The 24,340-nt window shown below is 72.9% G+C and carries 20 protein-coding genes; 13 read left to right on the top strand and 7 right to left on the bottom strand.

The genetic code is table 11. The features are described 5' to 3' along the window. On the bottom strand, nucleotides 1–450 hold the full coding sequence (locus K8F61_RS14940) for a VOC family protein (RefSeq protein WP_231819683.1): 450 nt from the start codon (nucleotides 448–450) through the stop codon (nucleotides 1–3). Nucleotides 451–777: 327 nt separating this feature from the next. On the opposite strand from K8F61_RS14940, the gene K8F61_RS14935 reads away from it, so the two are divergent. The 7 genes from K8F61_RS14935 (at nucleotide 778) to K8F61_RS14905 (ending at nucleotide 8,796) form a co-directional block, all read left to right on the top strand. Continuing rightward, complete coding sequence (locus K8F61_RS14935) at nucleotides 778–2,052, top strand: sensor histidine kinase (RefSeq protein WP_231819682.1); 1,275 nt, start codon at nucleotides 778–780, stop codon at nucleotides 2,050–2,052. A gap of 44 nt (nucleotides 2,053–2,096) precedes the next feature. Beyond that, nucleotides 2,097–2,756, top strand: coding sequence for a response regulator (locus K8F61_RS14930; RefSeq protein ID WP_067250579.1), 660 nt, complete (start codon nucleotides 2,097–2,099; stop codon nucleotides 2,754–2,756). Between the two features lie 85 nt (nucleotides 2,757–2,841). Then, nucleotides 2,842–4,734 carry an endonuclease/exonuclease/phosphatase family protein gene (locus K8F61_RS14925; protein ID WP_231819681.1) on the top strand — a complete coding sequence of 631 codons (1,893 nt, stop codon included), beginning with the start codon at nucleotides 2,842–2,844 and terminating at the stop codon, nucleotides 4,732–4,734. Between the two features lie 85 nt (nucleotides 4,735–4,819). Then, nucleotides 4,820–5,734, top strand: a complete 915-nt coding sequence (locus tag K8F61_RS14920; protein WP_067250128.1) for an ABC transporter ATP-binding protein — start codon at nucleotides 4,820–4,822, stop codon at nucleotides 5,732–5,734. Further along, entirely contained in the window at nucleotides 5,731–6,861 is a 1,131-nt protein-coding gene (locus K8F61_RS14915; protein ID WP_231819680.1) for an ABC transporter permease, read from the top strand. The genes K8F61_RS14920 and K8F61_RS14915 overlap by 4 nt, the downstream gene beginning before the upstream one ends. Nucleotides 6,862–7,016: 155 nt before the next feature. Beyond that, nucleotides 7,017–7,604 carry a nitroreductase family protein gene (locus K8F61_RS14910; protein WP_231819679.1) on the top strand — a complete coding sequence of 196 codons (588 nt, stop codon included), beginning with the start codon at nucleotides 7,017–7,019 and terminating at the stop codon, nucleotides 7,602–7,604. Nucleotides 7,605–7,884: 280 nt separating this feature from the next. Continuing rightward, on the top strand, nucleotides 7,885–8,796 hold the full coding sequence (locus tag K8F61_RS14905) for a hypothetical protein (protein WP_067250121.1): 912 nt from the start codon (nucleotides 7,885–7,887) through the stop codon (nucleotides 8,794–8,796). Between the two features lie 149 nt (nucleotides 8,797–8,945). Here the strand turns inward: K8F61_RS14905 and K8F61_RS14900 are convergent, their stop codons facing one another. Beyond that, nucleotides 8,946–10,286 (bottom strand): 8-oxoguanine deaminase, encoded by a 1,341-nt coding sequence (locus tag K8F61_RS14900; protein ID WP_418888090.1) that lies wholly within the window; start codon nucleotides 10,284–10,286, stop codon nucleotides 8,946–8,948. A gap of 456 nt (nucleotides 10,287–10,742) precedes the next feature. On the opposite strand from K8F61_RS14900, the gene K8F61_RS14895 reads away from it, so the two are divergent. Beyond that, entirely contained in the window at nucleotides 10,743–12,068 is a 1,326-nt protein-coding gene (locus K8F61_RS14895) for an MFS transporter (protein WP_231819677.1), read from the top strand. A gap of 58 nt (nucleotides 12,069–12,126) precedes the next feature. On the opposite strand, the gene K8F61_RS14890 is transcribed toward K8F61_RS14895, so the two are convergent. Then, nucleotides 12,127–13,125, bottom strand: a complete 999-nt coding sequence (locus K8F61_RS14890) for an AsnC family transcriptional regulator (protein ID WP_231819676.1) — start codon at nucleotides 13,123–13,125, stop codon at nucleotides 12,127–12,129. An 87-nt stretch (nucleotides 13,126–13,212) separates the two neighbouring features. Here K8F61_RS14890 and K8F61_RS14885 point away from each other — a divergent pair, with 87 nt between their 5' ends. Next, on the top strand, nucleotides 13,213–14,673 hold the full coding sequence (locus tag K8F61_RS14885) for a M28 family peptidase (protein ID WP_231819675.1): 1,461 nt from the start codon (nucleotides 13,213–13,215) through the stop codon (nucleotides 14,671–14,673). Then, on the top strand, nucleotides 14,667–15,779 hold the full coding sequence (locus K8F61_RS14880; protein WP_231819674.1) for an alpha/beta hydrolase: 1,113 nt from the start codon (nucleotides 14,667–14,669) through the stop codon (nucleotides 15,777–15,779). The genes K8F61_RS14885 and K8F61_RS14880 overlap by 7 nt, the downstream gene beginning before the upstream one ends. Before the next feature lie 40 nt (nucleotides 15,780–15,819). On the opposite strand, the gene K8F61_RS14875 is transcribed toward K8F61_RS14880, so the two are convergent. Beyond that, entirely contained in the window at nucleotides 15,820–18,012 is a 2,193-nt protein-coding gene (locus K8F61_RS14875; RefSeq protein ID WP_231819673.1) for an ATP-dependent Clp protease ATP-binding subunit, read from the bottom strand. 176 nt (nucleotides 18,013–18,188) lie between these two features. On the opposite strand from K8F61_RS14875, the gene K8F61_RS14870 reads away from it, so the two are divergent. Further along, nucleotides 18,189–18,935: a hypothetical protein gene (locus K8F61_RS14870; protein ID WP_231819672.1), complete on the top strand. Its 747-nt coding sequence runs from the start codon at nucleotides 18,189–18,191 to the stop codon at nucleotides 18,933–18,935. 9 nt (nucleotides 18,936–18,944) lie between these two features. After that, entirely contained in the window at nucleotides 18,945–19,508 is a 564-nt protein-coding gene (locus K8F61_RS14865; RefSeq protein WP_231819671.1) for a TetR family transcriptional regulator C-terminal domain-containing protein, read from the top strand. 96 nt (nucleotides 19,509–19,604) lie between these two features. Here the strand turns inward: K8F61_RS14865 and K8F61_RS14860 are convergent, their stop codons facing one another. Both K8F61_RS14860 and coaBC read right to left on the bottom strand, forming a co-directional pair. Continuing rightward, nucleotides 19,605–20,642 carry a hypothetical protein gene (locus K8F61_RS14860; protein WP_231819670.1) on the bottom strand — a complete coding sequence of 346 codons (1,038 nt, stop codon included), beginning with the start codon at nucleotides 20,640–20,642 and terminating at the stop codon, nucleotides 19,605–19,607. 211 nt (nucleotides 20,643–20,853) lie between these two features. Further along, nucleotides 20,854–22,071: a bifunctional phosphopantothenoylcysteine decarboxylase/phosphopantothenate--cysteine ligase CoaBC gene (coaBC, locus tag K8F61_RS14855; RefSeq protein ID WP_219086122.1), complete on the bottom strand. Its 1,218-nt coding sequence runs from the start codon at nucleotides 22,069–22,071 to the stop codon at nucleotides 20,854–20,856. Nucleotides 22,072–22,441: 370 nt separating this feature from the next. Between coaBC and K8F61_RS14850 the strand changes: the two genes are divergently transcribed. Then, nucleotides 22,442–23,155: an NRDE family protein gene (locus K8F61_RS14850; protein WP_231819669.1), complete on the top strand. Its 714-nt coding sequence runs from the start codon at nucleotides 22,442–22,444 to the stop codon at nucleotides 23,153–23,155. A 157-nt stretch (nucleotides 23,156–23,312) separates the two neighbouring features. Here K8F61_RS14850 and K8F61_RS14845 read toward each other — a convergent pair whose 3' ends face one another. Continuing rightward, the gene (locus K8F61_RS14845; RefSeq protein WP_067248420.1) at nucleotides 23,313–24,317 is read right to left on the bottom strand and encodes a GlxA family transcriptional regulator; all 1,005 of its coding nucleotides are present in this window, start codon (nucleotides 24,315–24,317) and stop codon (nucleotides 23,313–23,315) included. Between the last annotated feature and the right edge of the window lie 23 nt (nucleotides 24,318–24,340).

Raw genomic sequence — 24,340 nt, 5'->3', positions numbered from 1 at the left:
TCAGGCCGACGCGGCAGCGCCGTCCTGTTCGGCGAGGAACGCGTCCGGCCCCTGCTCGGCGGCCTCGGGGGCCATGTAGACGAACTCCATGCCGTTGCCGTCGGGATCCTCGAGGTCGCGCGAGTACATGAAGCCGTAGTCCTTCGCCTCGTTCGGCTCGCTGCCGCCCGCGGCCACGCCACGGGCGATGGTCTCGTCCACCTCTTCGCGGGAGTCACGGCTCAACGCGATGAGCACCTGCGCCCCCTCGCGGGGATCGAGCACGGGCTTGTCGGTGAAGGTCGCGAAGTACTCGCGGGTGAGCACCATGAAGAACACGTCGTCGCTCCAGACGACGCAGGCCGCGTTCTCATCCGTGAACAGTGGATTGATCTCGCATCCGAGCGCGGTGTAGAACGCCTTGCTGCGCTCGAGATCCGACGTGGGCAGGTTGACGAAGATCTTGGTCACGACCGACTCCTTTGTGCGGTGAGGTGCGAGGCGATCCGCCCCGCGCCGGCCATACTTGCAAAAAAACAAGTGCGGCTGTCAAGAGCCCTCCGCCAGCGCAGGGGCGGGACATCGTCGAGCGGGCACGCGCGGGAGCCGGCGAACGCGGGGTCAGGCGAACGCGGGATCAGGCGAACGCGCAGGATCAGGCGGCGAGCGCCCGCTCCTGCCTGATTCCGCGCGTACGCCTGACCTCGCACTGCCGACGCGCGCGGCGGTGCGGCGGCGCGTCCTCGGGTCCGTCGCGCGGGGGATGCCGGTGCGGGCGCGGCGTCCTACGGTGGAGGGATGGTCGAGGCCGGCTTCACCCGCACCCCCACGGAGCGCGAGCTCCGCGGCGACATCCTGCTCGCCGGGATCATGTTCGTGGGCGGGATCATCAGCGCCGGCCTGTCGACCATCGCGCAGGTGTACGGCGACGAACAGGGCGAGCCGTGGACCGCACTGCCGTACGTCCTCACGATCACCGCGCCGCTCGCCGTCCGCCGCCGCTGGCCCGCCGCCGTGGCCGTGATCGTGTCCGTCGCGTACTTCGTGGCGGTGACCTTCCGCGTCCCCGAGGTCTACGTCGGCAACATCGCGATGTTCATCGCCATCTACACGGTCGGAGCTTGGATGAACGCCCGCCGGGCGGCCTTCCTCGTGCGCGCGACGATCATCTTCGGGATGGCCGTGTGGCTGCTCATCGTCATGTATCGGGACGCCATCACGCAGGCGGAGGAAGCGGAGGTCGTCGCCGGGTTCCTCTCCCCGTACCTGGCGTTCATGATGCTGCAGATCCTGCTCAACGCGCTGTACTTCGGCGGCGCCTACTACTTCGGCGAGCGCTCCTGGTCGGCGGCCGCCCAGCGCGCCGCGCTGGAGCAGCGCACCAGGGAGCTGGAGCGCGAGCGAGAGGTCACGGCTGCCCAGGCGGTGGCCCTGGACCGGGTCCGGATCGCCCGCGAGCTGCACGACGTCGTCGCACACCACGTGTCGGTCATGGGCGTGCAGGCGGGGGCGGCCCGGATGGTGATCGATCAGGACCCCGCACGGGCACGGCAGATCCTGGGCGGGATCGAGTCCTCGGCGCGGGACGCGATCCGCGACTTCCGCCAGCTCCTGGAGACGCTGCGTGCGCCCGGGGACACGGAGGAGCCGCCGTCCACGGTGACGCTCGACGACATCGCCGACCTCGCCGCCCGCTCGACCGGATCGGGGCTTCCCACCGACTACTCGGTGATCGGCGAGCCGGCGCCCGTGCCGTCCGTCACCGCGGTCAACCTCTACCGCATCGCCCAGGAGTCCCTCACGAACGCCCGCCGCCATGCGGGGCCCGACGCGCGCGCCGACGTGCGGATCCGCTACACCGGGACCGCCGTGGAGCTCGAGGTCGTCAACACGGGCCGCGTGGTGACGGGCCTGCGTCCCGGCCTCGGCCAGCTCGGCATGCGCGAGCGCGCGCTGGCCTCGGGCGGCTCGATCGAGCTCACGCCCCGGACGAACGGGGGCTTCCGGGTCCGCGCGACCGTGCCCCTGTCCACGTCCGCCCCGACCGCCGCGATGACCGGAGACGCCTCGTGACCGATCCCGCCCCCTCCCGCGTCCTGCTCGTGGACGACCACGCGATGCTCCGCGCGGGCTTCCGCACCATTCTGGATCTGCAGCCGGACATCACCGTGGTCGGCGAGGCGTCGACGGGGGCCGAGGCGGTCGCGCAGGCCTCGGCGCTGCGACCCGACGTGATCTGCATGGACGTGCAGATGCCCGACATGGACGGGCTGGAGGCGACCCGACGCATCGTCGCGGATCCCGAGATCCGCGCCGCCATCGCCATCGTGACGACCTTCGACCGCGACGACTACCTCTTCACGGCGCTGGAGGCCGGTGCGAGCGGATTCCTCCTGAAGAACGCCGGGCCCGAGGAGCTGCTGGCCGCCGTCCGCGCCCTGGCGGCGGGGGACGGCATGCTCGCCCCGGAGGTGACCCGGCGGGTGCTCCGCCGCTTCGCCGGGAGCTCGGCAGAGCCTGCGCTCCCCCCGTACGCGGCCCCGGGCACGAATCCGACGCCGGCGCTGCCCGCGGCGACGATCGCCGACCCGCTGACCGACCGCGAGGCCGACGTGCTGCGGCTGGTCGCCGAGGCCTGGAGCAACGCGGAGATCGCCGCCGAGCTCTTCATCGGCGAGGCCACCGTGAAGACCCACGTGTCCCGGATCCTGCAGAAGCTCGGCGCCCGCGACCGCGTGCAGGCCGTGGTCATCGCGCACCGTCTCGGCCTCGCCTGACCGGGCGCCGGAAGGCGCACGCGTCACCGGGCACCGGCGGTCTGCCCTCTGGACCCGGTCGGCGGGGCGGGCCAGAATCGGCGGCATGACAAGGACGTCGCTCAGCACGATCGGCCTCGCCGCGGCCTGGCTCCTCACCGACCTCTGGCGGGTGTGGACGCCCTCGCTCATCACCCTGTTCGGCCGGGCGGCGGAGACGCCGCCGGAGATCATGGGCGCCTACGCCCTGGCGGTGATGGCGGCGCCGCTCGTGCTGGTCGCCGTCGTCCGCGGTCCCGCGCTCCGGCTCGCGGCGGGGCTCCTCGTCGCCGCGCTCGTCGTCCGCATCGGGGTGCAGATCGTCCCGGGCGGCGGGGACGTGCAGCTCTACGGCAGCTCCCTGGGCGTCGCCCTCGCCGTCGCCGCGCTGTGCCTGGCGGCCGGGGCCCTCGGGCGCCGGCTGATCCCGAGCGTCCTCCTCGGCATCGCGGTCGCCACGACGGTGCATGCCGCTCTGGGAAGCTTCGGCGCGGTATGGCGGGACGACGCCGCCGCGTACGCGGTCCTCGTCCTCCAGGCGGCCGTGGTCGCGTTCGCCGTACGCGCGTCCGGCCGGGTCACGGAGGAGCCCGGGGATCCGGCGGTCGCCGCGCGCAGCGCCCTCCTCCTGCTCCCGATGCTCCTGCTGGTCCTCCTCGCCCTCGCGAACGTCGGACGCGCCTCGGTCGCCGATCCGCTGTGGGGCCCGGTCGCCGCGGTGATCGGGAGCGGCGCCGCGGCGGTCGCGGCGCTCCTGCCCGCCCCGCGTCGGCGCCCGTGGGCGGCAGCGGTGCTCCTTCCCGGAGCCGTCGCGCTGTCGCTGCTGCCCGAGGTCGTCCGCGACGGCGCGGACGGGGCGCTGCCGATATGGTCCCTCGCCGCCGTCGTCGTGGGACCGGCGGCCGCCGCGCGCCTGCTGCTCTTCGCGGGCCACGGCCGGTCTCCCCGTCGCACCGCCCTCGCGGCCGGAACGGGCGCGATCGTCTGGACCGCCCTGTTCTTCGCCTACTACGCCGGGTACGACCTCGGTTATCGCGCCGATCTCGTGCTCGTGGCCGCCGCAGCCGTCTTCGCGCTCTGGTGCGTCGCGTACCGGTCCGGCGGAGCCGCCGACGACGAGGACGTCCGTGCCTCGGAACGCCGGATCGACGACTCGGGCGCCCGGGCCGTCGCCGGGGTCGGGGCGGCGACCGTCGTGGCCGCCGTGATCGCGCTCGCCGGCCCGCCCCTCACGCTCCCCACGCTGCCGGTCGCGCGCGAGGCCACCGCCTCGGACGAGCTCGTCGTCGCCGCCTACAACCTCCGCATGGGGTACGGGATCGACGGCGTCTTCCGCCCCGGCGACGTGGCCGCCCAGATCCGCCGCAGCGGCGCACAGGTCGTCCTCCTCAGCGAGGTGGACCGGGGATGGCTCCTCAACGGCGGGCAGGACGAGCTGATGATCCTCGCGCGGATGCTCGGCATGCAGGCCGTCTTCGGACCGGCCGCCGACCAGGTCTGGGGTGACGCGATCCTCACGTCACTGCCCCTGTCCGATCCGTCGTCCACGAAGTACCCGCTGTTCGATGCGCTCACCGGCGCGGGTCTCACCGCGGCGACCGTGACGTGGCGGGGAGAGCCCGTGCGGATCCTCTCGACACACCTCCAGCCCGATGCGAACGAGCTCGACGCCACCGGACGGCAGGCGGCGATCCTCGCGGACGCGATCCGGGACGCGCCCGGCGCGGTGATCGGCGGCGGCGACCTCAACACGACGCCGGGATCGGACGCGTGGCGGACCCTGCTCGCTTCGGGCGCCGAGGACGCGCTGGAGGACGTCCGCCCCGCAGCCACCTCGCCCGCCGACGACCCCGCCGAGGAGATCGACCATCTCCTCGCCCGCGGGATGGTCGCGGTGCGCGCCGAGGTGGTCGCCTCGACCCTGTCGGATCACCGGATGATCGTCGCCGCCTTCCGCTGATCCCGCGGTCTCCGTCCCGCGGAGGAGGGCACGCGTCCGTCCTGCGGGGGATGCCGCCGGACCGACGCCTTCCTAGCGTGGAGGCATGACCACAGCACCCGTCCTCACCGAGGGACTCGTCGACCTGCGCGGCATCACGAAGAGCTACGGCTCGCGGCGCGTGCTCGACGACGTCTCCTTTCAGGTCGCGCCCGGCCGGCTGACCGGGTTCGTCGGCGGCAACGGCGCCGGCAAGACGACCACGATGCGGATCATCCTCGGCGTCCTGTCCTCCGACGACGGCTCCGTCTCGCTCGGCGGGCGCCCGGTGTCCGCCGCGGACCGGCGCCGGTTCGGCTACATGCCCGAGGAGCGCGGGCTGTACCCGAAGATGAAGGTCCGCGAGCAGATCGTCTACTTCGCGCGCCTCCATGGCTACGACAAGGCCGAGGCGACCCGCCGGGCCACGGACCTGCTGACCGAGCTCGGCCTCGGCGAGCGGCTCGACGACAAGATCGAGGCGTTGTCCCTGGGCAACCAGCAGCGTGCCCAGGTCGCCGCAGCGCTCGTCCACGAGCCGGAGGTCCTCATCCTCGACGAGCCGTTCTCCGGCCTCGATCCCCTCGCGGTCGACGTCGTCGCCGGCGTGCTGCAGGCCCGGGCCGCCCAGGGGGCTTCGATCCTGTTCTCCTCGCATCAGCTCGACGTCGTCGAGCGCCTGTGCGACGACCTCGTCATCATCGCCGGAGGCACGATCCGTGCGGCGGGGACGCGCGACGCGCTGCGCGAGCAGCACTCCGCGCCGCGCTGGGAGCTGTCCTCCACCGGGGACGTCGGCTGGCTCCGCACCGAGCCCGGCGTGACGGTCCACGACTTCGAGGGCGGGAACGCGGTCTTCGACGTGGACGCCTCCGACACCGCCCAGCGCGTGCTGCGCCGTGCGATGGACGGCGGCGAGGTCCTCCGATTCGCCCCGCAGCAGCCGACTCTCGCGCAGATCTTCAAGGAGGTCATCCAGTGAACGCCCTCGCCACGTCCCGTCCGACCGCACCGTCGTCCGGCCCGCTGACCGGCATCACCGCCGCCCAGGGCGCCTGGCTCGTCGCCGAGCGCGAGATCGGCACGCGCCTGCGCAGCAAGGCGTTCCTGATCTCCACCGGGATCCTCCTGCTCGTCGCCCTCGGCGGCATCATCTGGATGGGGATCGCCGGGGGCACGCCGAGCACGGTCGCCGTCGCCGCGACCAGCCAGTCCGCCGCTCTGCTGCCCGAGAGCGACACCCTCGAGGTCACCGAGGTCACCGACCGCGCGGCGGCCCAGGCCCTCGTCGAGGACGGTGACGTGGACGCCGCCGTCCTCGTCGACGGCTCCTCCCCGACCGGGCTGTCGATCCTCGCCGGCGAGTCCGCGCCGGACGAGCTCGTCGCGCTGATGTCGGTCTCCCCCGCGGTGGAGCTGCTGCATCCCGACGCGCCGCATCCCGGGCTGCGCATGGCCCTCGGCATGGTGTTCGGCATCGTGTTCATGATGGCGGCCCTGTCCTTCGGCACCCCCGTGACGACGAGCATCGTCGAGGAGAAGCAGACGCGGATCGTGGAGATCCTCCTGTCCGCGATCCCCGCCCGATCCCTGCTCGCCGGCAAGGTGCTCGGGAACACGATCCTCGCGATGGCCCAGATCCTGCTGCTGATCGCCGTGGGGGTGGTCGGCCTGATCGTGACGGGCCAGACGACGCTGCTGCAGGGGTTTGGCGCGCCGATGCTCTGGTTCGCGGTGTTCTTCCTGTTCGGCTTCATCCTGCTCGCGGCGATGTTCGCCGCCGCCGGATCGCTCGTGTCCCGCCAGGAGGACGCCGGAGCGACGCTGACCCCGGTCATGTACCTGACGATGATCCCGTACTTCCTCGTCGTCTTCCTCGGGACCAACCCCCTGGTCATGACGATCATGTCCTACGTCCCGTTCTCGGCGCCGGTCGCGATGCCGGTGCGCCTGTTCTTCGGCGAGGCCCAGTGGTGGGAGCCGATCGCCGCCCTGGCGGTGCTGCTCGCGACCTGCCTGCTGGTCGTGGCCCTGGGCGCGAAGATCTACGAGAACTCGCTGCTGCGCATGGGGGCGCGCGTGAAGCTGAGCGAGGCGCTCCGGGGCTGAGCACGGCCGGCTTCTCCGATCCGCCCCTTCCGCGTTCTCACGCGGAAGGGGCGGATCATCGGATCGGGAATATTCATGCGCATGCATAAGTTGGACCCGACGATGCGGACGACGGAGTCCGGAGAACGTGAACCGATCCGAAAGGCCGCACTGGAATGAGCACGCCCACCCTCGACCGCACCGCCCCCACCGAGCACCCCGTCCTCGACGTGCTCGCGGACCGCTGGAGCCCCCGGGCCTACGACGCCTCGACCCCGATCGACGAGGCCAAGCTCGCCTCCGCGCTGGAGGCGGCGCGCTGGTCGCCGTCGGCGAACAACTCGCAGCCCTGGCGCTTCATCGTGGCCCGCCGGGGGACCGAGCTGCACGAGGGCATCCAGTCGGCGCTCATGGGCTTCAACCAGGTGTGGGCGGGCAACGCCGCCGTCCTCATCGTCGCGATCGCCGAGACGGCGAACGCCGAGGGCGCGCCCTACACCCACGCGATCTACGACCTGGGCCAGGCGGTCGCGCACCTGTCGGTGCAGGCGCACCACGACGGCCTGGTCGTCCACCAGATGAGCGGCTTCGTGCCCGAGGCGATCCGCGAGCTCGTCGACCTGGAGGAGCGCTTCGCCCCGACCACCGTCATCGCGCTGGGCGAGCTCGGCGACATCGACGCCCTTCCGGACCCGCTCCAGGAGCGCGAGGTGGCTCCGCGCGTGCGCCGTCCGCTCGTCGAGACCGTCGTCGCCGAGGCCTGAGCCCGGCTGTACGCCCCCGGTGCGGAACCCGATCCGCCCCGGGGGCTTCGTCGTATCCGTCGCCGTCGTCATCCGGTGGCGGTCCGACGTGCGCCCCAGCCGCACGTCGGACTCGCCCGGACGGCTCGGCGCCTCGGGGCAGGCGCCGTCGCCCCGCGATCGTTTCGCGCGTCGCGTCGCGCTCGATCGCCGCCCGCGCCGCGCATCCCCAGCATGCCGGCATTCGGGTCGTAGGCTTCACTCTAGGGACCCGCCCTTCACATACGTCGGAGCATCTGTGATGGACCACGGCACCACCGCACCACCGGCCGACACCGCCTTCTCCCGCGAGCTGCGCCGGGCCATCGCCGCGCACGGCATCAGCCTCGCGAGGCTGCGCGATCAGCTCCGCGCGCGGGGGAACCCGGTGTCCGTCACCACGCTCAGCTACTGGCGCTCCGGGAGCCGGCGCCCGGAGGGGCCCCAGTCCCTCGCCGCCGTGGACGAGCTGGAGCGGATCCTCGGCCTCGTACACGGATCGCTGCGCGAGCTCATCGGCCCGACGCACCGGACCGGACCGATCGGAGGCCTGGCCCATCCCCTCGCCGAGCGCAACCTGGAGGACGCCACCGCGGAGGTGATGACGGCGCTCGGCATGGGAAACGCACCGATCGTCCGTGACGTGTCCACGCACGTGGTGACCGAGGTGGGGGATCACGGCGACGTCCTCCGACGCTCGATGCGCAGCCTCATCCAGTCCACGACCGGGATCCTCACCGCCTTCCCGTACGTCGAGCTCTCGCCGGGGATGCCGATCGAGCCGCCCGTGTTCCGCGCCGTCGCCGGGGCCCGGGTCGGCCACCGCGTCTCGCACCCCGACGGGGAGGTGCACGGCGTCGTGTTCGAGCTGGACCGTCCGATCGGCCCGGCGGAGACGGCGCTCATCGAGTGGGAGCTCTCCTATCCCCCGGACCGGCCGTCCGGCATCCGCGAGACCGGGCACGGCGTCGCCCGCCAGAGCCGCGACGTGCTGCTGTGGACCCGCTTCCATCCCGACGCGGTGCCGGACTGGCTCGAGGAGCACGAGGAGACGCCGGAGTCGACGACGCGCCGCCCGATCGCGCTCACGACGGGCACGGCGATCCATCAGGTCCGCCGGCGCTTCGGCCCCGGGCTCCTCGCCCTGTCCTGGGGCTTCGGCGACGCCCCCTGACCCCTCCCCCTCTCCCACCGCCGCTCGGTTCGCCGCCGCTCCGTTCGAGTGGTCAGTTTCTGTGGGTTCACGGCCGTTTTGCCCACAGAAACTGACCACTCGACCCGTGGCGCGGGACGGCGCGCACGCGTGGGGCGGAACGGGGAGGGTCAGGCGTGGCGGGCGAGGAGACGCCGCGCGGCCTCGCTGTGGTGCGCGATGAGCTCCGGCACGTCCAGGTCGACGATCCGCCCGTCCACGACGCGCCACTCGCCGCCGACCATCACCCGGTCCGCCCGCTCCGCCCCGCACAGCAGCAACGCCGCGACCGGGTCGTGGCTTCCGGAGAAGCGCAGTTCGTCGAGCGTGAACATCGCCAGGTCCGCCTGCTTCCCCGGGGCGAGGACGCCGATGTCCGTCCGTCCGAGCGCGCGCGCCGACCCGGCGGTCGCCCAGTCCAGTGCGCGCTCCGGGGTCACCGCGGCCGCGCCGTAGCGGAGCCGCTGCAGGTACAGCGCCTGGCGGACCTCCTGGATCATGTTGGATCCGTCGTTGGACGCCGACCCGTCGACGCCCAGCCCGACCGGGGACCCGGCCTCCTCGAGCTCGACCGCGCGGGCGATCCCCGAGGCGAGGCGCATGTTCGAGGTGGCGCAGTGGGCGACCGCCGTTCCCGCGGCGCCGAGGCGGGCGATCTCGGCGTCGTCGAAGTGGATGCCGTGGGCCAGCCACGTCCGGTCGCCGAGCCACCCCACGCTCTCCAGGTAGTCGACCGTCCGCAGCCCGAACGTCTCTCGGCAGAAGTCCTCCTCGTCGATCGTCTCGGCGAGGTGCGTGTGCATCCGCACGTCCAGGGACTCCGCGAGGGTCGCGGTGTCCCGCATCACCCCGGTCGTGACGGAGAACGGCGAGCACGGCGCGAGCCCGATCTGCACCCGGGCGCCCTCCCCGCGCTCGTGATACGTCCGCACGAGCCGTTCGCTGTCGGCGAGGATCGTGTCCGCGTTCTGCACGGTGCGCTGGGGCGGGAGGCCGCCGTCGTCCTCGCCCAGCGACATCGACCCGCGCGTCAGGGTCGCGCGCATGCCGAGACGGCGAACCGCCTCGACCTGGACGTCGATCCCGTTCTCCAGCCCGTCCGGGAACAGATAGTGGTGATCGGCCGCGGTCGTGCAGCCGGAGAGGAGGAGCTCGGCGAGCGCGGCGGTCGTCGCGAGCTCCAGGTCGCGGGGCGTGATCCCCGCCCAGACGCCGTAGAGCCCTTTGAGCCAGGGGAACAGCTCCGCGCTGACCACGGGCCGCCAGGCCCGCGTGAGCGTCTGGTAGAAGTGGTGGTGCGTGTTGACGAGGCCGGGGATGACGACGTGCCGTGACGCGTCGAAGACCTCGTCCACGGGGTCCGTCGGGTCGGCGCCCGCCGGCACGGTCTCGACGATCCGAGAGCCCGCGACCACCACACCTCCCCTGGCGTCGTCGTCGGCGCCGGTGTGGATGCCGAGGGGGTCCTTCAGCCAGACGCGGCGGTCCGACGGCGAGACGGGGCGGGGTTCGTGGTGCGACGATTCGTGGTGCGACAAGGGGACTCCATCCATGAGCGCCCGATCGGGCGGCGGTCGTGGAGCCGGGAGCGACCCCACGCGGGGTCAGCTCAGTTTTTCCCTGTCTGCTGATCCAGGAGTCCTCGGAGGGACCCTCCAGACCTAACACGCCCCGCCGCGCTCCGTCAACGGCCCGCCTCGCCCGTCCCGCTCATCGAGTGGTCAGTTTCTGTGGCTTGGATCGCCGTGAACCCACAGAAACTGACCACTCGACGACGGGGACGACGCGGGCGGCGACGGGCACGGGAACGGGAACGGGACGACGCGGGCGGGGACCGGGACGACGGATCGGGGGGATCGCGAGGCGAGGAATGACGGATCGGATCCACCGCACCCCGCCGGATGCGCGGCGAACCCTACGATCGGCGCATGACCGCACTCCCCCGCCGCACCCGCCTGGGCTACGCCCTCGGCGGCATCGCGTCGGGGACGTACGGCACCGTTCCCGGCCTCATCCTCATGCCGTACCTCACGGACCTGCTGGGCGTCCCGGCGGCGATCGCCGGGATGATCGTGTTCGCCCCCAAGGCGTGGGACTTCTTCCTCAACCCCGTCGCGGGGCGTCTGAGCGACCGGTCCGGCAACCCCCGCGACCGTCGACGCCCCTTCATCCTGCGGGCCGGGATCCTGCTCGCCCTCGCGTTCACGGCGATGTTCTTGGGTCCCACGGCACCTCCCGTCGCCGCGGCGCTCTGGGTGCTCGTCGCGTTCCTGGCATCGGCCACGGTCTACGCCTTCTTCCAGGTCCCCTACCTCGCGATGTCCGCGGAGATCACCGACGACTACACCGAGCGCACCCGGCTCGTCACGTGGCGGGTGATCGTGTTCACCCTCGCGATCCTCGTCTCCGGCGCCGCCGCCCCGGCGCTGGTCGACGCGTTCGGGGGCGTCACCGGATACCGGATCATGGCGATCGCCATGGCGGTCCTCATCCTCGTCGGGACGATCGGCGTGTGGTGGGGAACGCGGGCGGTGCCGCTCACGCGGGGCGAGGACGCCGGCGGCCGCCTGTTCGCCCAGCTCGCGATCGTGCTGCGCGACCGGGACGCGCGGGTGCTCGTGACCGCCTTCGTGCTCCAGGCCGTGGCGATCGGGATGGTGCTCGGCGGCGTGGTCTACGTCGCCCGGCATGTCCTGCACGATCCGGGCGTCGCCACCCTCGCGTTCGTGTGCTTCGTCGGACCGGCCATCGTGCTGACGCCCGCGTGGTCCCGCCTCGCTCGCCGGATCGGCAAGCGCCGCGGCTTCGCCGTCGCCACCGTCACCATGTCGCTGGGGCTGCTGGCGCTCCTGCTGGCACGTACGGGCGAGCCGGCGCCGATGCTCTCGGCCGCGGCCGTCGTCGGCATCGGGTACGCGGGCGCCCAGCTCTTCCCGCTCGCGATGCTGCCCGACCTCGCCGCCGAGGACGCCCGGCGCAGCGGCGTGAACCGGATCGGCATGATCTCCGGCGTCTGGTCCGGGTTCGAGCTGCTCGGCTACGCCCTGGGCCCCGCCTTGCTGGGCCTGGTGCTGGCCGTCGGCGGGTACCGCGCCTCCACCGGCGAGGCGACCCCCCAGCCGGACTCCGCACAGTGGGCCATCGTGCTGGGCGTCTCGGTGATTCCCGCGGCCCTCTGCGTGCTGAGCCTCGTCCCGCTCTCGTGCTACCGCCTCGACGACCGCCTGCGTGCCGCCGCCCTCGCGACCGACTGAGGCCCCCGCGTCACCAGCACCCCGCGACACCGGCGCCCGGCCTCACCGGCGCCCCACGTCACCAGCGGAGGGGGATGCGGCGGCGCGAGCGTCCCTGCGGATCGAGCTCGTGCCCGTTGCGCTTGATGCTGCGGAGCACCGTCCACCGATCGACGATCTCCGCCTCGTCCCCCCACGCCCGCTCGATGCCGGGGAGAGCCGTGAGAGTCCGGGCGCGCACGCACGCGAACAGGGGCGCCGGGCCCACCACGACCCCGGCGCGATGCGCTTCCGGCAGCCGTGCGGCCCGGCCCGCGGCGGCGGCCGGATCCGTGCCGCGCGCCCACAGCACGGCGCCTCGCCGGAACCCTGCCGCGGGCATCGCGAGGTCGCACCCGAACCTCAGCAGCCCGGCCGCGCTCGCCCGCTCGACGGCACGGCGCGCGGTCGCCTCCGACACCCCGAGCCGATCCCCCAGCGCCGCCGCCGACATGCGCGGATCCTCGTCCAACGCCTCCGCGAGCTCCGCGATCGTCTGCGCTCTCGGCACGCGGGCGGTGTCGGCGACCGACCGCGCCGGAGGCCGGATCGCCCGCTGCTGGGCGGCGGAGAGGACCGGCAGCCGCCAGGTCGAGTCCTCTGCGGTGATCGCCGCGACGACGTCCATCCGCAGCACGACCCCGCCGTCCTCCTCCAGCAGTCGCACCCGTTCGCCGAGCTGCGGAAGCCCCGCGGAGGACGCCACCAGCACGAGGGGCCCCGCGGAGGTCTCGTCGACGCTCAGCACCCACGGCCGGCCGACGACCGCCGCGAGCGCACCCGGCTCGGTCCCGGGGCGGAGCAACACGAAGGCCAGGTCGGTCGTCGACGCCCAGCGCTGGGGCGTCGGCCACGCCGTGAGCCACGCGAGCCCCTCCGCACGCAGGGCGTTCCAGTGCCGCACCGCCGTGGCCGCGTCGACGCCGATGGCGGCCGCGATGCGCGTCCAGGGCGCCCGTGCGTCGACCTGGAGGGCGTGGATCAGGGCGAGGTCGATCTCGCCGAGGGCCGGGGGAGCATCGTCATCGTCGTCAACCATGTGACGAAGATTACGCATGCTTCCGCCAATGATGACGGTTTCGGCGCAGGATCATCGGCATAGCGGAGGGAAATCTACTCTCGTCGCATGAGCATGACGACGGAGGGGATCCTCGCCACGATCGAGGATCTCGTGGGCCTCGCGCCGCGCGCGACCGGGACTCCCGGCGGCGCGGCGGCCGCCGCCTACGTCTCGGAGCGCTTCCGTCGGGCCGGTCTGGACGTGCAGCTGCTCGAGGTGCCGTCGTACTCCTGGCGGGCGGCCGACAGCGCGCTGACCGTGCCCGACGACGACGGCGCGGAGGGCGCCCCCATCCCCTGCGCACCCGTCCTCCACTCCGCGCTCCCCTCCCACGAGTGGACCGGCGAGGCGCCGCACCGGATCGAGGCCCGGGTCGTGGACGTCGGAGCCGGGCGCGTCCGCGACCACGACGTGCGCGGGGCGATCGTCCTGTTCGACCTGACCTTCGACATGACGCTCGCGCACACGCTGCCGCTGACGCTCTTCCTGCACGACCCCGGGCGCCGGGTGCTGCGGCGGGAGGTGCTCTCCAGCCGCAATCCGTACGTCACGTCGCTGGGGCGGACCATGACGGAGGCAGCCGCGGGCGGCGCCGTCGGGGTGATCGGCGTGCTGCGGGACTATCCGGATTCGCTGCGCTACCACAACGAGTACTATCGCCGGACGCTCTTCACCCTGCCGGGGCTCTGGGTGACGCGGCAGAGCGGCGTCGAGCTGCGCCGGCGGCTCGCACGCACCCCGCGCGCCGTGCTCTCCCTCTCGGTGACGCGCGACGAGGTGACCTCCCGGTCCGTGATCGGCGTCCTCCCCGGGCGCTCGGAGGGCACAGGCCCCGGCCCCGCCGAGGCCATCATGATCCAGTCGCACCACGACTCGGTCGGCCCCGGCGCCGTCGAGGACGCCTCCGGGACGGCCGAGGTCATCGCACTGGCCGAGCACTACGGGCGGGAAGCCCTGGCCGGACGACGCCCCCGCAAGACCCTGCTGTTCACGACCTTCGACACGCACTTCACCGGCTACCAGGCCCACCGGGAGTTCGCCCGCCGCTACGTCCTGTCCCCGGACTCGCCGTGGCGGATCGTGTTCAACGCGACGATCGAGCACATCGGCCTGCGCGCGGTCGAGGGCCCCGACGGCGGGTTCGCGCCGACCGGGGAGACCGAGCCCCGCGGGATCTTCCTCAACGTCAATCCGGCCTTCACCGTGCGCGTGGCCCGGGCGATCCGCCGGCACCGGCTGCACGCCACCAGCATCCTCGGCGCGGGGGCGCTGGAGTTCTTCGCCGGGGGGATCCCCACGGACGCCTCCTTCACGCTGGTGTGCGGCGTGCCGACGGCCAGTCTCATCTCCGGCCCTCTGTACCTCTACGACGACGCGGACACCGTCGACCGGATCGACGCGTCACAGCTCGAGCCCGTCGCGCGCTTCTTCATCGACCTCGTGGACGACGCCGACCGTCACCGGGGATCGCTCCTCGGCACGATGCCCGCGGCGCTTCGACGCCTGCTGCCGCGGGGACGATGGTGACCGGCGCCGCGGTGCACGCCGGCCCCGTCGGCACGGCGCTGCCGCACGGATCCACCGCGCTCGTCTCGTTCCCGGGCACCGGCGGGCTCACGGAGACGGGGCTGATGCACCTCCCCCACGCCGAGCCGCCGGCGTCGGGGTTCCCCGTCGTGGTGTTCGGCCACATGACCACCGGCGGTTCCCCACGGTCGGCACCGAGCGGCGGGCACCCCGGGCATCCCGAATGGCGCCGGATGTCCCAGGGCGACGCCCTGTGCGACCACCTGCTGCGACGCGGCATCGCCGTCCTCCGCCCGGACTATCCGGGCATCGGCGGGGAGGGCGTGCATCCCTACCTCCTCGGGCGCCCGCTCGCCGACTCGCTCCGTGCGATCCTCCGTGCCCGCCGGGACCTGGATCCGCGGCTCGGCGACGCCTGGGTCGCTGCGGGGCACTCGGAAGGCGCCGTCGCCGCCCTGTTCGCGTCGACGGCGGCAGAGCCGGACGCCCGCACGCGCCTGTGCGGCACGGCCGCGATCACGCCGGTGACCCGGATGGACCTCAGCATCCGGGCATCGGCGGCGCTGCCCGGGATCGTGCCGGGATCCGGCGTCGTCTCGGCCCTCGTCGCGCTGATGCTGCGGGGCGCGGCCACGGAGGACGACCGGATGCGCGCGCTCCTGGAGGGGGGCGGGTTGAGCGCGGGCGCACGAGCCCGGTGGCGCGATCTGGACGAGCTCACGCTGACCGAGCTCGCGAGCGCCGCATCCTGGGGAAGCGTCGCGCCGGGACGCATCGGCGGGCCCGACCGGCGGGAGCTCTTCCGTCGGCTCTTCGCCTCGTTCCGCGCCAACGAGGTCGCAGACCTGCGCGGCTTCCGGGCGCCCGTCCGCATCGACGCCGCCCGCTTCGACGAGGTCGCCCCGGCCCCGCTGTCCGCGGCGCTGCTGCGCACCTACCGCGCCGCCGGCGTGGAGCTCACGCACCGGTGGTGGCCGTCCCACCACTCGGGGACGATGCGGGCGTCGCACGCCCCGCCCGCCGTGGCGGAGTGGATCGCCGCCCGCTTCGCCGCCGCCGGCTTCGGCCCCGCCCCGGACGCCGAGTGGTCAGTTTCTGTGGGTTGAGGCGGCTCGAACCCGCAGAAACTGACCACTCGATGCGGCGTCAGTCGAGGAGCTCGGCCTCGATCACGTCGTCGTCGCCGGGGACCGGCGCCGGGCCCTCGCTCGTGAGCACCAGCCCGGATCCGTCGGCGGCCACGTCCACCCGGACGACGTCGCCGTCGCGCACGCCGCCGGACAGCAGCGCCGTCGCGAGCCGGTTCTGGATCTCGGTCTGGATGAGGCGGCGCAGCGGCCGGGCGCCGAACACCGGGTCGTAGCCGCGCTCGGCGAGCCAGGACCGGGCGTCCGGCGTGACGGCGAGCGTGAGCCGACGGTCCGACAGCCGCTTCTGGAGCTGGTCGACCGCGAGCTCGACGATCTGCGCGAGGTCGTCCTCGCTCAGCGCCAGGAACATCACGATGTCGTCGAGCCGGTTGAGGAACTCCGGGCGGAACGACTGCCGCACGAGCGCCATCACCGCATCCCGCTTGTCCTCCATCGACATCGTCGGATCGATGAGGATCGGAGAGCCGATGTTGCTGGTGAGGACGAGGATGACGTTCGAGAAGTCGACCGTCCGCCCCTGGCCGTCCGTGAGACGCCCGTCGTCGAGCACCTGCAGCAGCACGTCGAACACCTCGGGGTGCGCCTTCTCGACCTCGTCCAGCAGCACGACGCTGTACGGACGCCGCCGCACCGCCTCGGTGAGCTGGCCGCCCTGCTCGTAGCCGACGTAGCCGGGAGGGGCGCCGACGAGGCGGGAGACGGAGTGCTTCTCGCCGTACTCGGACATGTCGATGCGCACCATGGCGTGCTCGTCGTCGAAGAGGAACTCCGCGAGCGCCTTGGCGAGCTCGGTCTTGCCGACGCCGGTCGGGCCGAGGAACAGGAACGAACCCGTCGGGCGTCCGGGGTCGCTGATGCCCGCGCGCGAGCGGCGGACGGCGTCGGAGACCGCCTTCACGGCCTCCTTCTGCCCGATCAGGCGCTTGCCGAGCTCGCGCTCCAGGTGCAGCAGCTTCTCGCTCTCGCCCTGCATGAGCCGGCCCACGGGGATCCCGGTCCATGCGGAGATGACGTTGGCGATGTCCTCCTCGGTGACCTGGTCGCCGACCATCCGCGACTCGGAGTCCGCCGCCTGGTCCGCGGCCATGAGCTCCCGCTCCAGCCCGGGGATCTCGGCGTAGAGCAGGCGCGAGGCCTTCTCCAGGTTCCCCTCGCGCTGGGCCCGCTCGGCCTCGATCCGGGCCGCGTCCAGGCGCGTCTTCAGATCGCCGACGCGGTTGAGCGTGGCGCGCTCCTGCTCCCAGATCCCCTGCAGCTCCTCCAGCCGCGCCTTCTCCGCGGCGAGGTCGTCGCGGAGCTTCGCGAGGCGCTCCTTCGATGCCGGATCCTTCTCCTTCTTCAGAGCGAGCTCCTCCAGCCCCAGCCGATCCACGTGCCGACGCAGCTCGTCGATCTCCAGCGGCGCGGAGTCGATCTCCATCCTCAACCGGGACGCGGCCTCGTCGATCAGGTCGATCGCCTTGTCCGGGAGCTGCCGGCTCGGGAGGTACCGGTGCGACAGTGCCGCCGCGGCGACGAGCGAGCCATCCGAGATCGCCACCTTGTGGTGCGCCTCGTAGCGCTCCTTGAGCCCGCGGAGGATCGCGATCGTGTCCTCGACGCTCGGCTCGCCGACGTACACCTGCTGGAACCGGCGCTCCAGCGCGGCGTCCTTCTCGATGAACTCGCGGTACTCGTTGAGCGTCGTGGCCCCGATCATCCGCAGCTCCCCGCGCGCGAGCATGGGCTTGAGCATGTTGGACGCCGCCACCGACCCCTCGCCGCCGCCCGCGCCCATGAGCACGTGCAGCTCGTCGATGAAGGTGATGACACGCCCCTCGGACTCGGTGATCTCCTTGAGCACGCTCTTCAGGCGCTCCTCGAACTGCCCGCGGTACATGGCTCCGGCGACGAGCGCGGAGATGTCGAGCGCGACGAGCTCCTTGCCCTTCAGCGACTCCGCCACGTCACCGGCGACGATGCGCTGCGCGAGCCCTTCCACGACGGCCGTCTTGCCGACGCCGGGCTCGCCGATCAGCACCGGGTTGTTCTTCGTGCGCCGCGTGAGCACCTGGCTCACCCGCCGGATCTCGCTGTCTCGCCCGATCACCGGGTCGAGCTTTCCCTGCCGCGCACGGTCGGTCAGGTTGATGCCGAACTGCTCGAGCGCGCTCTGCTGCTCTTCTTGGGGCTGTGCGGGGGTGGTCATCCGTCCTCCTGGGTTCTCCTTCTGCTGCTTCTGCGGATCGCGATGCGAGAGGCGTCGCGCAAACTTGAGTTGATGTGACTCAAGTTTAGCACCCCGCCCAGGAGCCCACCAGACCTCTTCCCTCCGTGGCCATACGGTCGTATGCTCTCACTCATACGATCGTATGGGAGATGATCATGACGAAGCTCATCGAGCTCATCGGGCTGCTCGCGCCGTTCGCCGCGATGGCCCTGCTGTTCCTCCACCGACGTCGTGCCCCGGGGCCCGCGGGCATCGGGATGATCGGGGCCGCGATCGCCGCCGTCGGCTCGGTCGCCGACGTCATCGGATCCCGCACCGTCTGGTTCGGCGGTGACTCCGAGGAGATGCTCGAGCAGCTGGAAGGGTGGGGGATGCTCCGTCTCGGGCTCGTCGGTGCCGGAGTGGCGATCCTCCTGACCGCCGCGCTCGTCGGCCGCGGCCGTGCCGTCCCGAGGATCCCGCTGGCCGTCGGCGGCCTCGTCGCCGCGGGGCTCGGCGTCCTCGTGCCGTTCGCGCCCGTCGGCGTCGAGGACCTGCACGGGTTCCTCCGCTTCGTGGTGACGATGGGGCTCGAGACCCTGCAGTTCGGCCTCCTCGGCGCCGGGATCCTCCTCCTCGCGCTCGCCGTGGTCAGCGGCCGCGACGAAGGACCGGAGCCGCTGGCCCACGCGCTGCGTGCGGGCGGCCGGATCATCCGGGCCGTGCGGAACGGAGGCGGCGAGGCGCCCGGGCGGACCGGATCGCCGGGCACCGGATCGGCCGGCACCGGATCGACGCTGCGGGCCGTCTGGAGCGCCCTCACGGAGGAGGCGCCGGGGTCTGACGCGACCGGGGACGCCGCGGCGGATCCGACGGACCGGACCGAAGGTGCGGACTCCGGCGGGCGTCGCGACCGCCGCTAGCATCGACTCATGACCCGGGACAGCCTCCTCGACCACGTCGTCGACGTGATCGCCGAGGAGGGCATGAGCGGGCTCAGCGTCCGCGCCGTGGCCGCGCGCGCGGGCGTCGCGATCGGCACGGTGCAGCACTGGTTCCCGACCAAGAGTGCGATGCTCCTGGCGGCGATGGACCGGATCGGCGGGATCGCCGAGGCGGCGGGAGCGGCCGTCCGCACGCCCGGAGACCCGGTCGCCGAGCTGCACGGCACGATCCGCCTGCTCGTCCCGTCCACGCCGCAGAGCCCGGTCAGCCGGGTGTGGCTGGCGTTCGCGGCCCACACCGTGGCGGATCCGGACGTGCAGGTGCGCTACGCGCAGCTCTGGGCCGGGGTCCACCGCGGGCTGGCCGGGCTCCTCGCCGCGGCCCGCCCGTCCGCATCCGCCGCGGCGATCGACGAGGCCGCCGCGGAGCTCGTCGCCCTCACCGACGGCCTCGCCGTGGCCGTGATCGCCGAGCCGTCCCGGATGCCGCCGGACCGGGCCGCCGCCCTGGCCCGGCGCCGCACGGACGAACTCCTCGCCGCCCTCGCCTGACGCCCTCGCCTGGCCTCGGTGTGGAGCGCACCCTGGGGCCGGACGCCACCGGGGCGCGCCCCGATCCCCCGGAACGCGCCCCGAATGCAGATGAGCTCAGCCGTCGGCCGAGACCCGTTCCCGGGAGAGCCTCTGCGCCCAGCGCCGCGAGCGCCGCAGCGACGAGATCGTCGCCCAGCGTTCGATGCTCGTGATCGCACGGAAGCGGGATCGGATCCGCGGGACGCCGAGAACCACTGCCTGAACACCCGTGAAGAGGAGGAACAGCACGGCGATGACTCCGAGCCGGGAGACGGCGAACAACGGGATGCTCAGCGCGACGGCCATCGCGATACCGGTCGCCCGGAACGCGATCGCCTGGATCCGTCGACCACGAGCCGTCGTGGAGAGATCCGCTGTCGAGCGCCACGCCGCCGTGAGGAAGTAGCTCGCCGTGTGCAGGAAGAGGGCGATGAGGATCACCGGAGCCGTCCGCATCCACGCCGGCCCCGCCAGGACCACCAGTGCCACCAGCCCGGCCCAGGCCACGAACGGCACGACCCAGACGACGGCCTCTGTTCGGAGCCGCTTGCCCGGGGACGGGAGGACCTCGTCCGGATCGACGCCCGCGTCCTCCGCCCGCGCGAGCCTCGCCGCCCACAGCTCCTTCGCCTGGGACTCCCGCGCCTTGCGCGTCGCTCCGTCGCCCACGAGCTGCCCGAGCAGGATGCACGCCCACGCCACCGCGATCGCCGGCATCACTCGGGCGAACTGGCGGGGATCGGCCACCGCCACGATCACGGTCCCCGCGGCGACGACCGCCACGGTGAACACCCCGATCATGACCAGCGCGCCGATGCCTGCCCTCGCGCGAGCGTCGAACACGCGATTCCCCTGCCCGAAGTTCGTCGCGGCGGCCAGAGCGACCAGGAGGGTGGCGACCACGGCGGCGAGAGAAAGGAAGTCCTCCAGCAACGGGGCGCACCACTCCGCCACGATGGCCACGGCGTCCCCGAAGTGCTCCAGGCCGGGCCCTGCCAGGAGCATCACCGGGATGAACGGCAGGAGCATGAAGGTCCCGATCAGCAGAAGCCCCATCCAGATCACCGCCCCCTGGGTGTCCTCCGACGTCTCGGCGTCCGTCTCGTCCGTCATTCCGCCCTCTTCTCTTCACTTCTCCGGCACGCACCACCCTGCCGCACCGGGAACACGGCGACGCACGCGCGACCGGCGGAATGTGGAAACCACGGAGGCACGAATGCGTTCCCGCTTTGGGGCGCAGCGTGGGGCTCCGGGGCGCGGTGTGGGGCGAATCGGCGCCGGAATGCGCCCCGATCCCCGGGAATGCGCCCCGGACGCGAGCGGATCAGGGACGTGCGGCGAGGATCGCGTCCCACAGGGCGGCCGCCACGTCCCGCTTGGATCCCGCGGCGGAGGCGACGACCGCGCCGTCCGCGCCGACGATCTCCACGGCGTTGTCCGCCCGCTCGAAGCCGTGGTCGGCATCGGCGTGGTTGACGGCGAGCAGGTCGACGCCCTTGCGCTCGCGCTTGCGCCGGGCCCGGGCGAGTCGTTCGGCGGGATCCGGCAGCGTCTCGGCGGCGAAAGCGACGATCGTCTGCCCGGCGGGCGCGCCGCCGGACGAGCGCACGGCGGCGAGTCCCGCCACCACGTCCTCGTTCTCGACGAGCTCGATCCGCTCCAGCGCCCCGCCCTCCTTCGTGAGCTTCTGAGCCGCGGCCGTCGCCGGGCGGTAGTCGGCCACCGCGGCGGCCATCACGATCACATCCGCCGTCCGCGCCGCCGTCCCCATGGCCTCCGCCACGTCCGCCGCGGTCGCCGCAGGGACGACCCGGATCCGGGGATGCGCGGCGTCAGCGAGGACGTCGGCTCCGATGTTCGCCGCGACGAGCGTGACCTCCGCCCCGCGATCCGCGGCCTCTCGGGCGATCGCGACCCCCTGGCGTCCGCTGGAACGGTTGCCGAGAAAGCGGACGGGGTCGATGGGCTCGCGCGTCCCGCCCGCGGACACCGCCGCCGTCAGGCCGGCGAGATCCTGAGGAGCGAGCGCGGCGAGCGCCGCCTCGGCGATCTCCTCCGGTTCGCTCATGCGTCCGGGGCCGCTGTCCCCGCCGGCGAGCTCCCCGTCCGCGGGACCGACGATCCTCACGCCGCGCTCGCGGAGCGTGCGGATGTTCGCCTGCGTCGCCGGGTGCTGCCACATCTCGGCGTGCATGGCCGGGGCGACGACCACCGGCGCCGTGGTGGCCAGCAGCGTCGTGCCGAGGAGGTTGTCGGCGATCCCGGCCGCCATCCGCGCGATGGTGTTCGCCGTGGCCGGCGCCACCACGACGAGATCCGCACCCTGCCCCAGGGCGACATGCCGGACCCGGGCGACGTCGTCGTGCACGCTCGTGGTGACCGGGTTGCGGCTGATCGCCTCCCAGGTCGGCGCGCCCACGAAGCGCAGCGCGTCCTCCGTCGGCACGACGGTCACCTCATGGCCGGCCTTGATCAGGAGTCGCACCAGCGCGACCGACTTGTACGCGGCGATGCCGCCCGAGACCCCCACCACGATGTCCACGCCTCGATTCTGCCCGACCCTCTCCCCGGGCGCTCCGTTCGCGCGGAGATCCCCCGCTCCCGCGGACAGAATCCGCGAGATCCGCCGCACCAGCGCTGCCCCTCCCATGGAGAACCCTCGCTCGCGCGGACGGGATCCGCAAGGTCCTCCGCGACATGAGCAGTTCGCCGCCCCCGCAGCTTGCGGCTCCCACCGATCTCAAAACCCGCCCCGACGGACAACCCCCGTTCCGGCGGACGGCATCCACAAGATCCTCCGCGCCAAGCGCCGTTCCCCGATCCACCGCTCCGTGCAACGCGCCCCCTCCCTGGGGCGCCTCTACCGTGGAGTCACGGATCCGAGCGCCCGGGGGACTCCTAGACTGAGGCGCGTGTGCACGGTCGTGATCGAGGTCGATGAGCGGGGATCGCGACTGCTCGCGGTGCGCGACGAGGATCCGCAGCGCGAGTGGGACGCCCTCGGCGCGTGGTGGCCCGAGGAGCACCCGGGCGTGATCGGGATCCGCGATCGGCGCGCCGGCGGCGCCTGGCTCGCAGTGGATCCCGAGTCGCGTCGGCTGGCGGTCCTGCTGAACCGCGCGGACGTCCTGGATCTCCCCGAGGATCAGGCGCTCTCCCGCGGAAGCCTGACCCTCCGGTCCGTCGCCGGACAGTCCCCCCTCCCGGGCACACGGCTGCGCCACCACGGCTTCAACCTGCTCGAGGTCGCCCCGGAAGGCGCCCGCGTCCTCTCCTGGGACGGCGTGACGCTTCGGGACACGCCGGTGCCGCCGGGCGTCCACATGATCGCGCACGACGATCTCGACGACCCCACCACGCCCCGCATCGCGCACTGGCTGCCCTCGTTCCGGGAGCGCGCGGCGATCGCGGACGGCGGGGATCCGCGCGAGTGGGCGGCCCTGTGGATCGACCAGCTCGCCCACACGACGCGGCTCGATCCGGAGGACGACCGGGCGATCATCCGCGACAATCGCGTGCACGGCTACCCGACCCTGTCGCTGCTGTTCTGCACCGCCGAGGTCACCGCGGACGGCGTGGAGATCCACGACCGCGCCTTGCCGACGCCCGGACACTGGCTCGCCTGATCCCCCGACTCCACTCCCCCTATCCGCCGCGCGAGATCAGGCAGACACGCGAGAACAGGCGAAACGCGCGCCCGAACGCCTGAGCCCGCGCGAACGCCTGACCCGCGTGGCCCGTCCGGCAAGAGCATCCCGCCGCGCCGCGGACGGGGGAGGGAACTCAGACGAGCGCGGGCTCCTCGGCGGGGAGCCCCGCGGGAATCTCGCTCGGCAGGGAGGAGGCGCCGAACGTCGCCCGGTACGCGGTGGGGTTCGTGCCGAGCACCCGTGCGAAGTTCTGCCGCAGCACCGCCGCGGAGCCGAACCCGCACTCCTGGGCGATCCGATCGATTCCGAGGTCCGTGCGCTCCAGCAGCCGCTGCGCCTGGAGGACGCGCTGCCGGGTGAGCCACGCGGCGGGCGTGATCCCGTGCTCGGCCTTGAACCTCCGCGCGAAGGTGCGCTCCGACATGTGGGCGTGCGCGGCCAGGCGCTCCACCGACAGGTCCCCGCGGAGATTCGCCAGCGCCCAGTCGGCGAGCTCGGCAAGGGAGGAGCCCGGATCCACGGGAATCGGACGATCGATGAACTGCGCCTGGCCGCCGTCACGCTGCGGAGGCACGACCATCCGCCGGGCGATCCGATTGGTCATCTCCGCGCCGAGCTCGAGCCGCAGGAGCGAGAGGCAGGCGTCGATCCCGGCCGCGGTGCCCGCGCTGGTGATGATCCGGCCGTCGTGGACGAACAGCACATCCGGATCCACGGAGATCTGCGGGAACATGCGTGCCAGCTCGTCGGCGTACATCCAGTGCGTCGTCGCCCGGCGCCCGTCGAGCACCCCCGCCGCCGCGAGCGCGAACACCCCGCTGCACTCGCTGATCAGCCAGGCGCCGCGGTCCACCGCGGAGCGGATCACGTCGAGCACACGCGGATCCACATCCCTCCAGCGCTCTCGCGGGAACGGGCAGACCACCACCACGTCCGCCTCGTACGCGAAGGACAGATCGGCGACGCCGCTGAGCGAGAAGGCCAGCTTGGAGGGCACCTCCCCCGGATCGGCGGCCACGACGCGGAAGTCGAAGTTAGGCACGCCGTCGTCCGAACGGTCGAGTCCGAACACCTCGCAGGCGATCCCGAACTCGAACGGCGAGAACCCCGGCTGCACGATGCACGCGACGGTCTTCATCCCGCGCTCCTCCTCGTCATACG

Source organism: Microbacterium resistens, from assembly GCF_021172025.1.
Classification (GTDB): Bacteria; Actinomycetota; Actinomycetes; order Actinomycetales; family Microbacteriaceae; genus Microbacterium; species Microbacterium resistens.
Note: the sequence above shows the minus strand (reverse complement) of the source record. Positions and strands in the feature narration are given on the sequence as shown.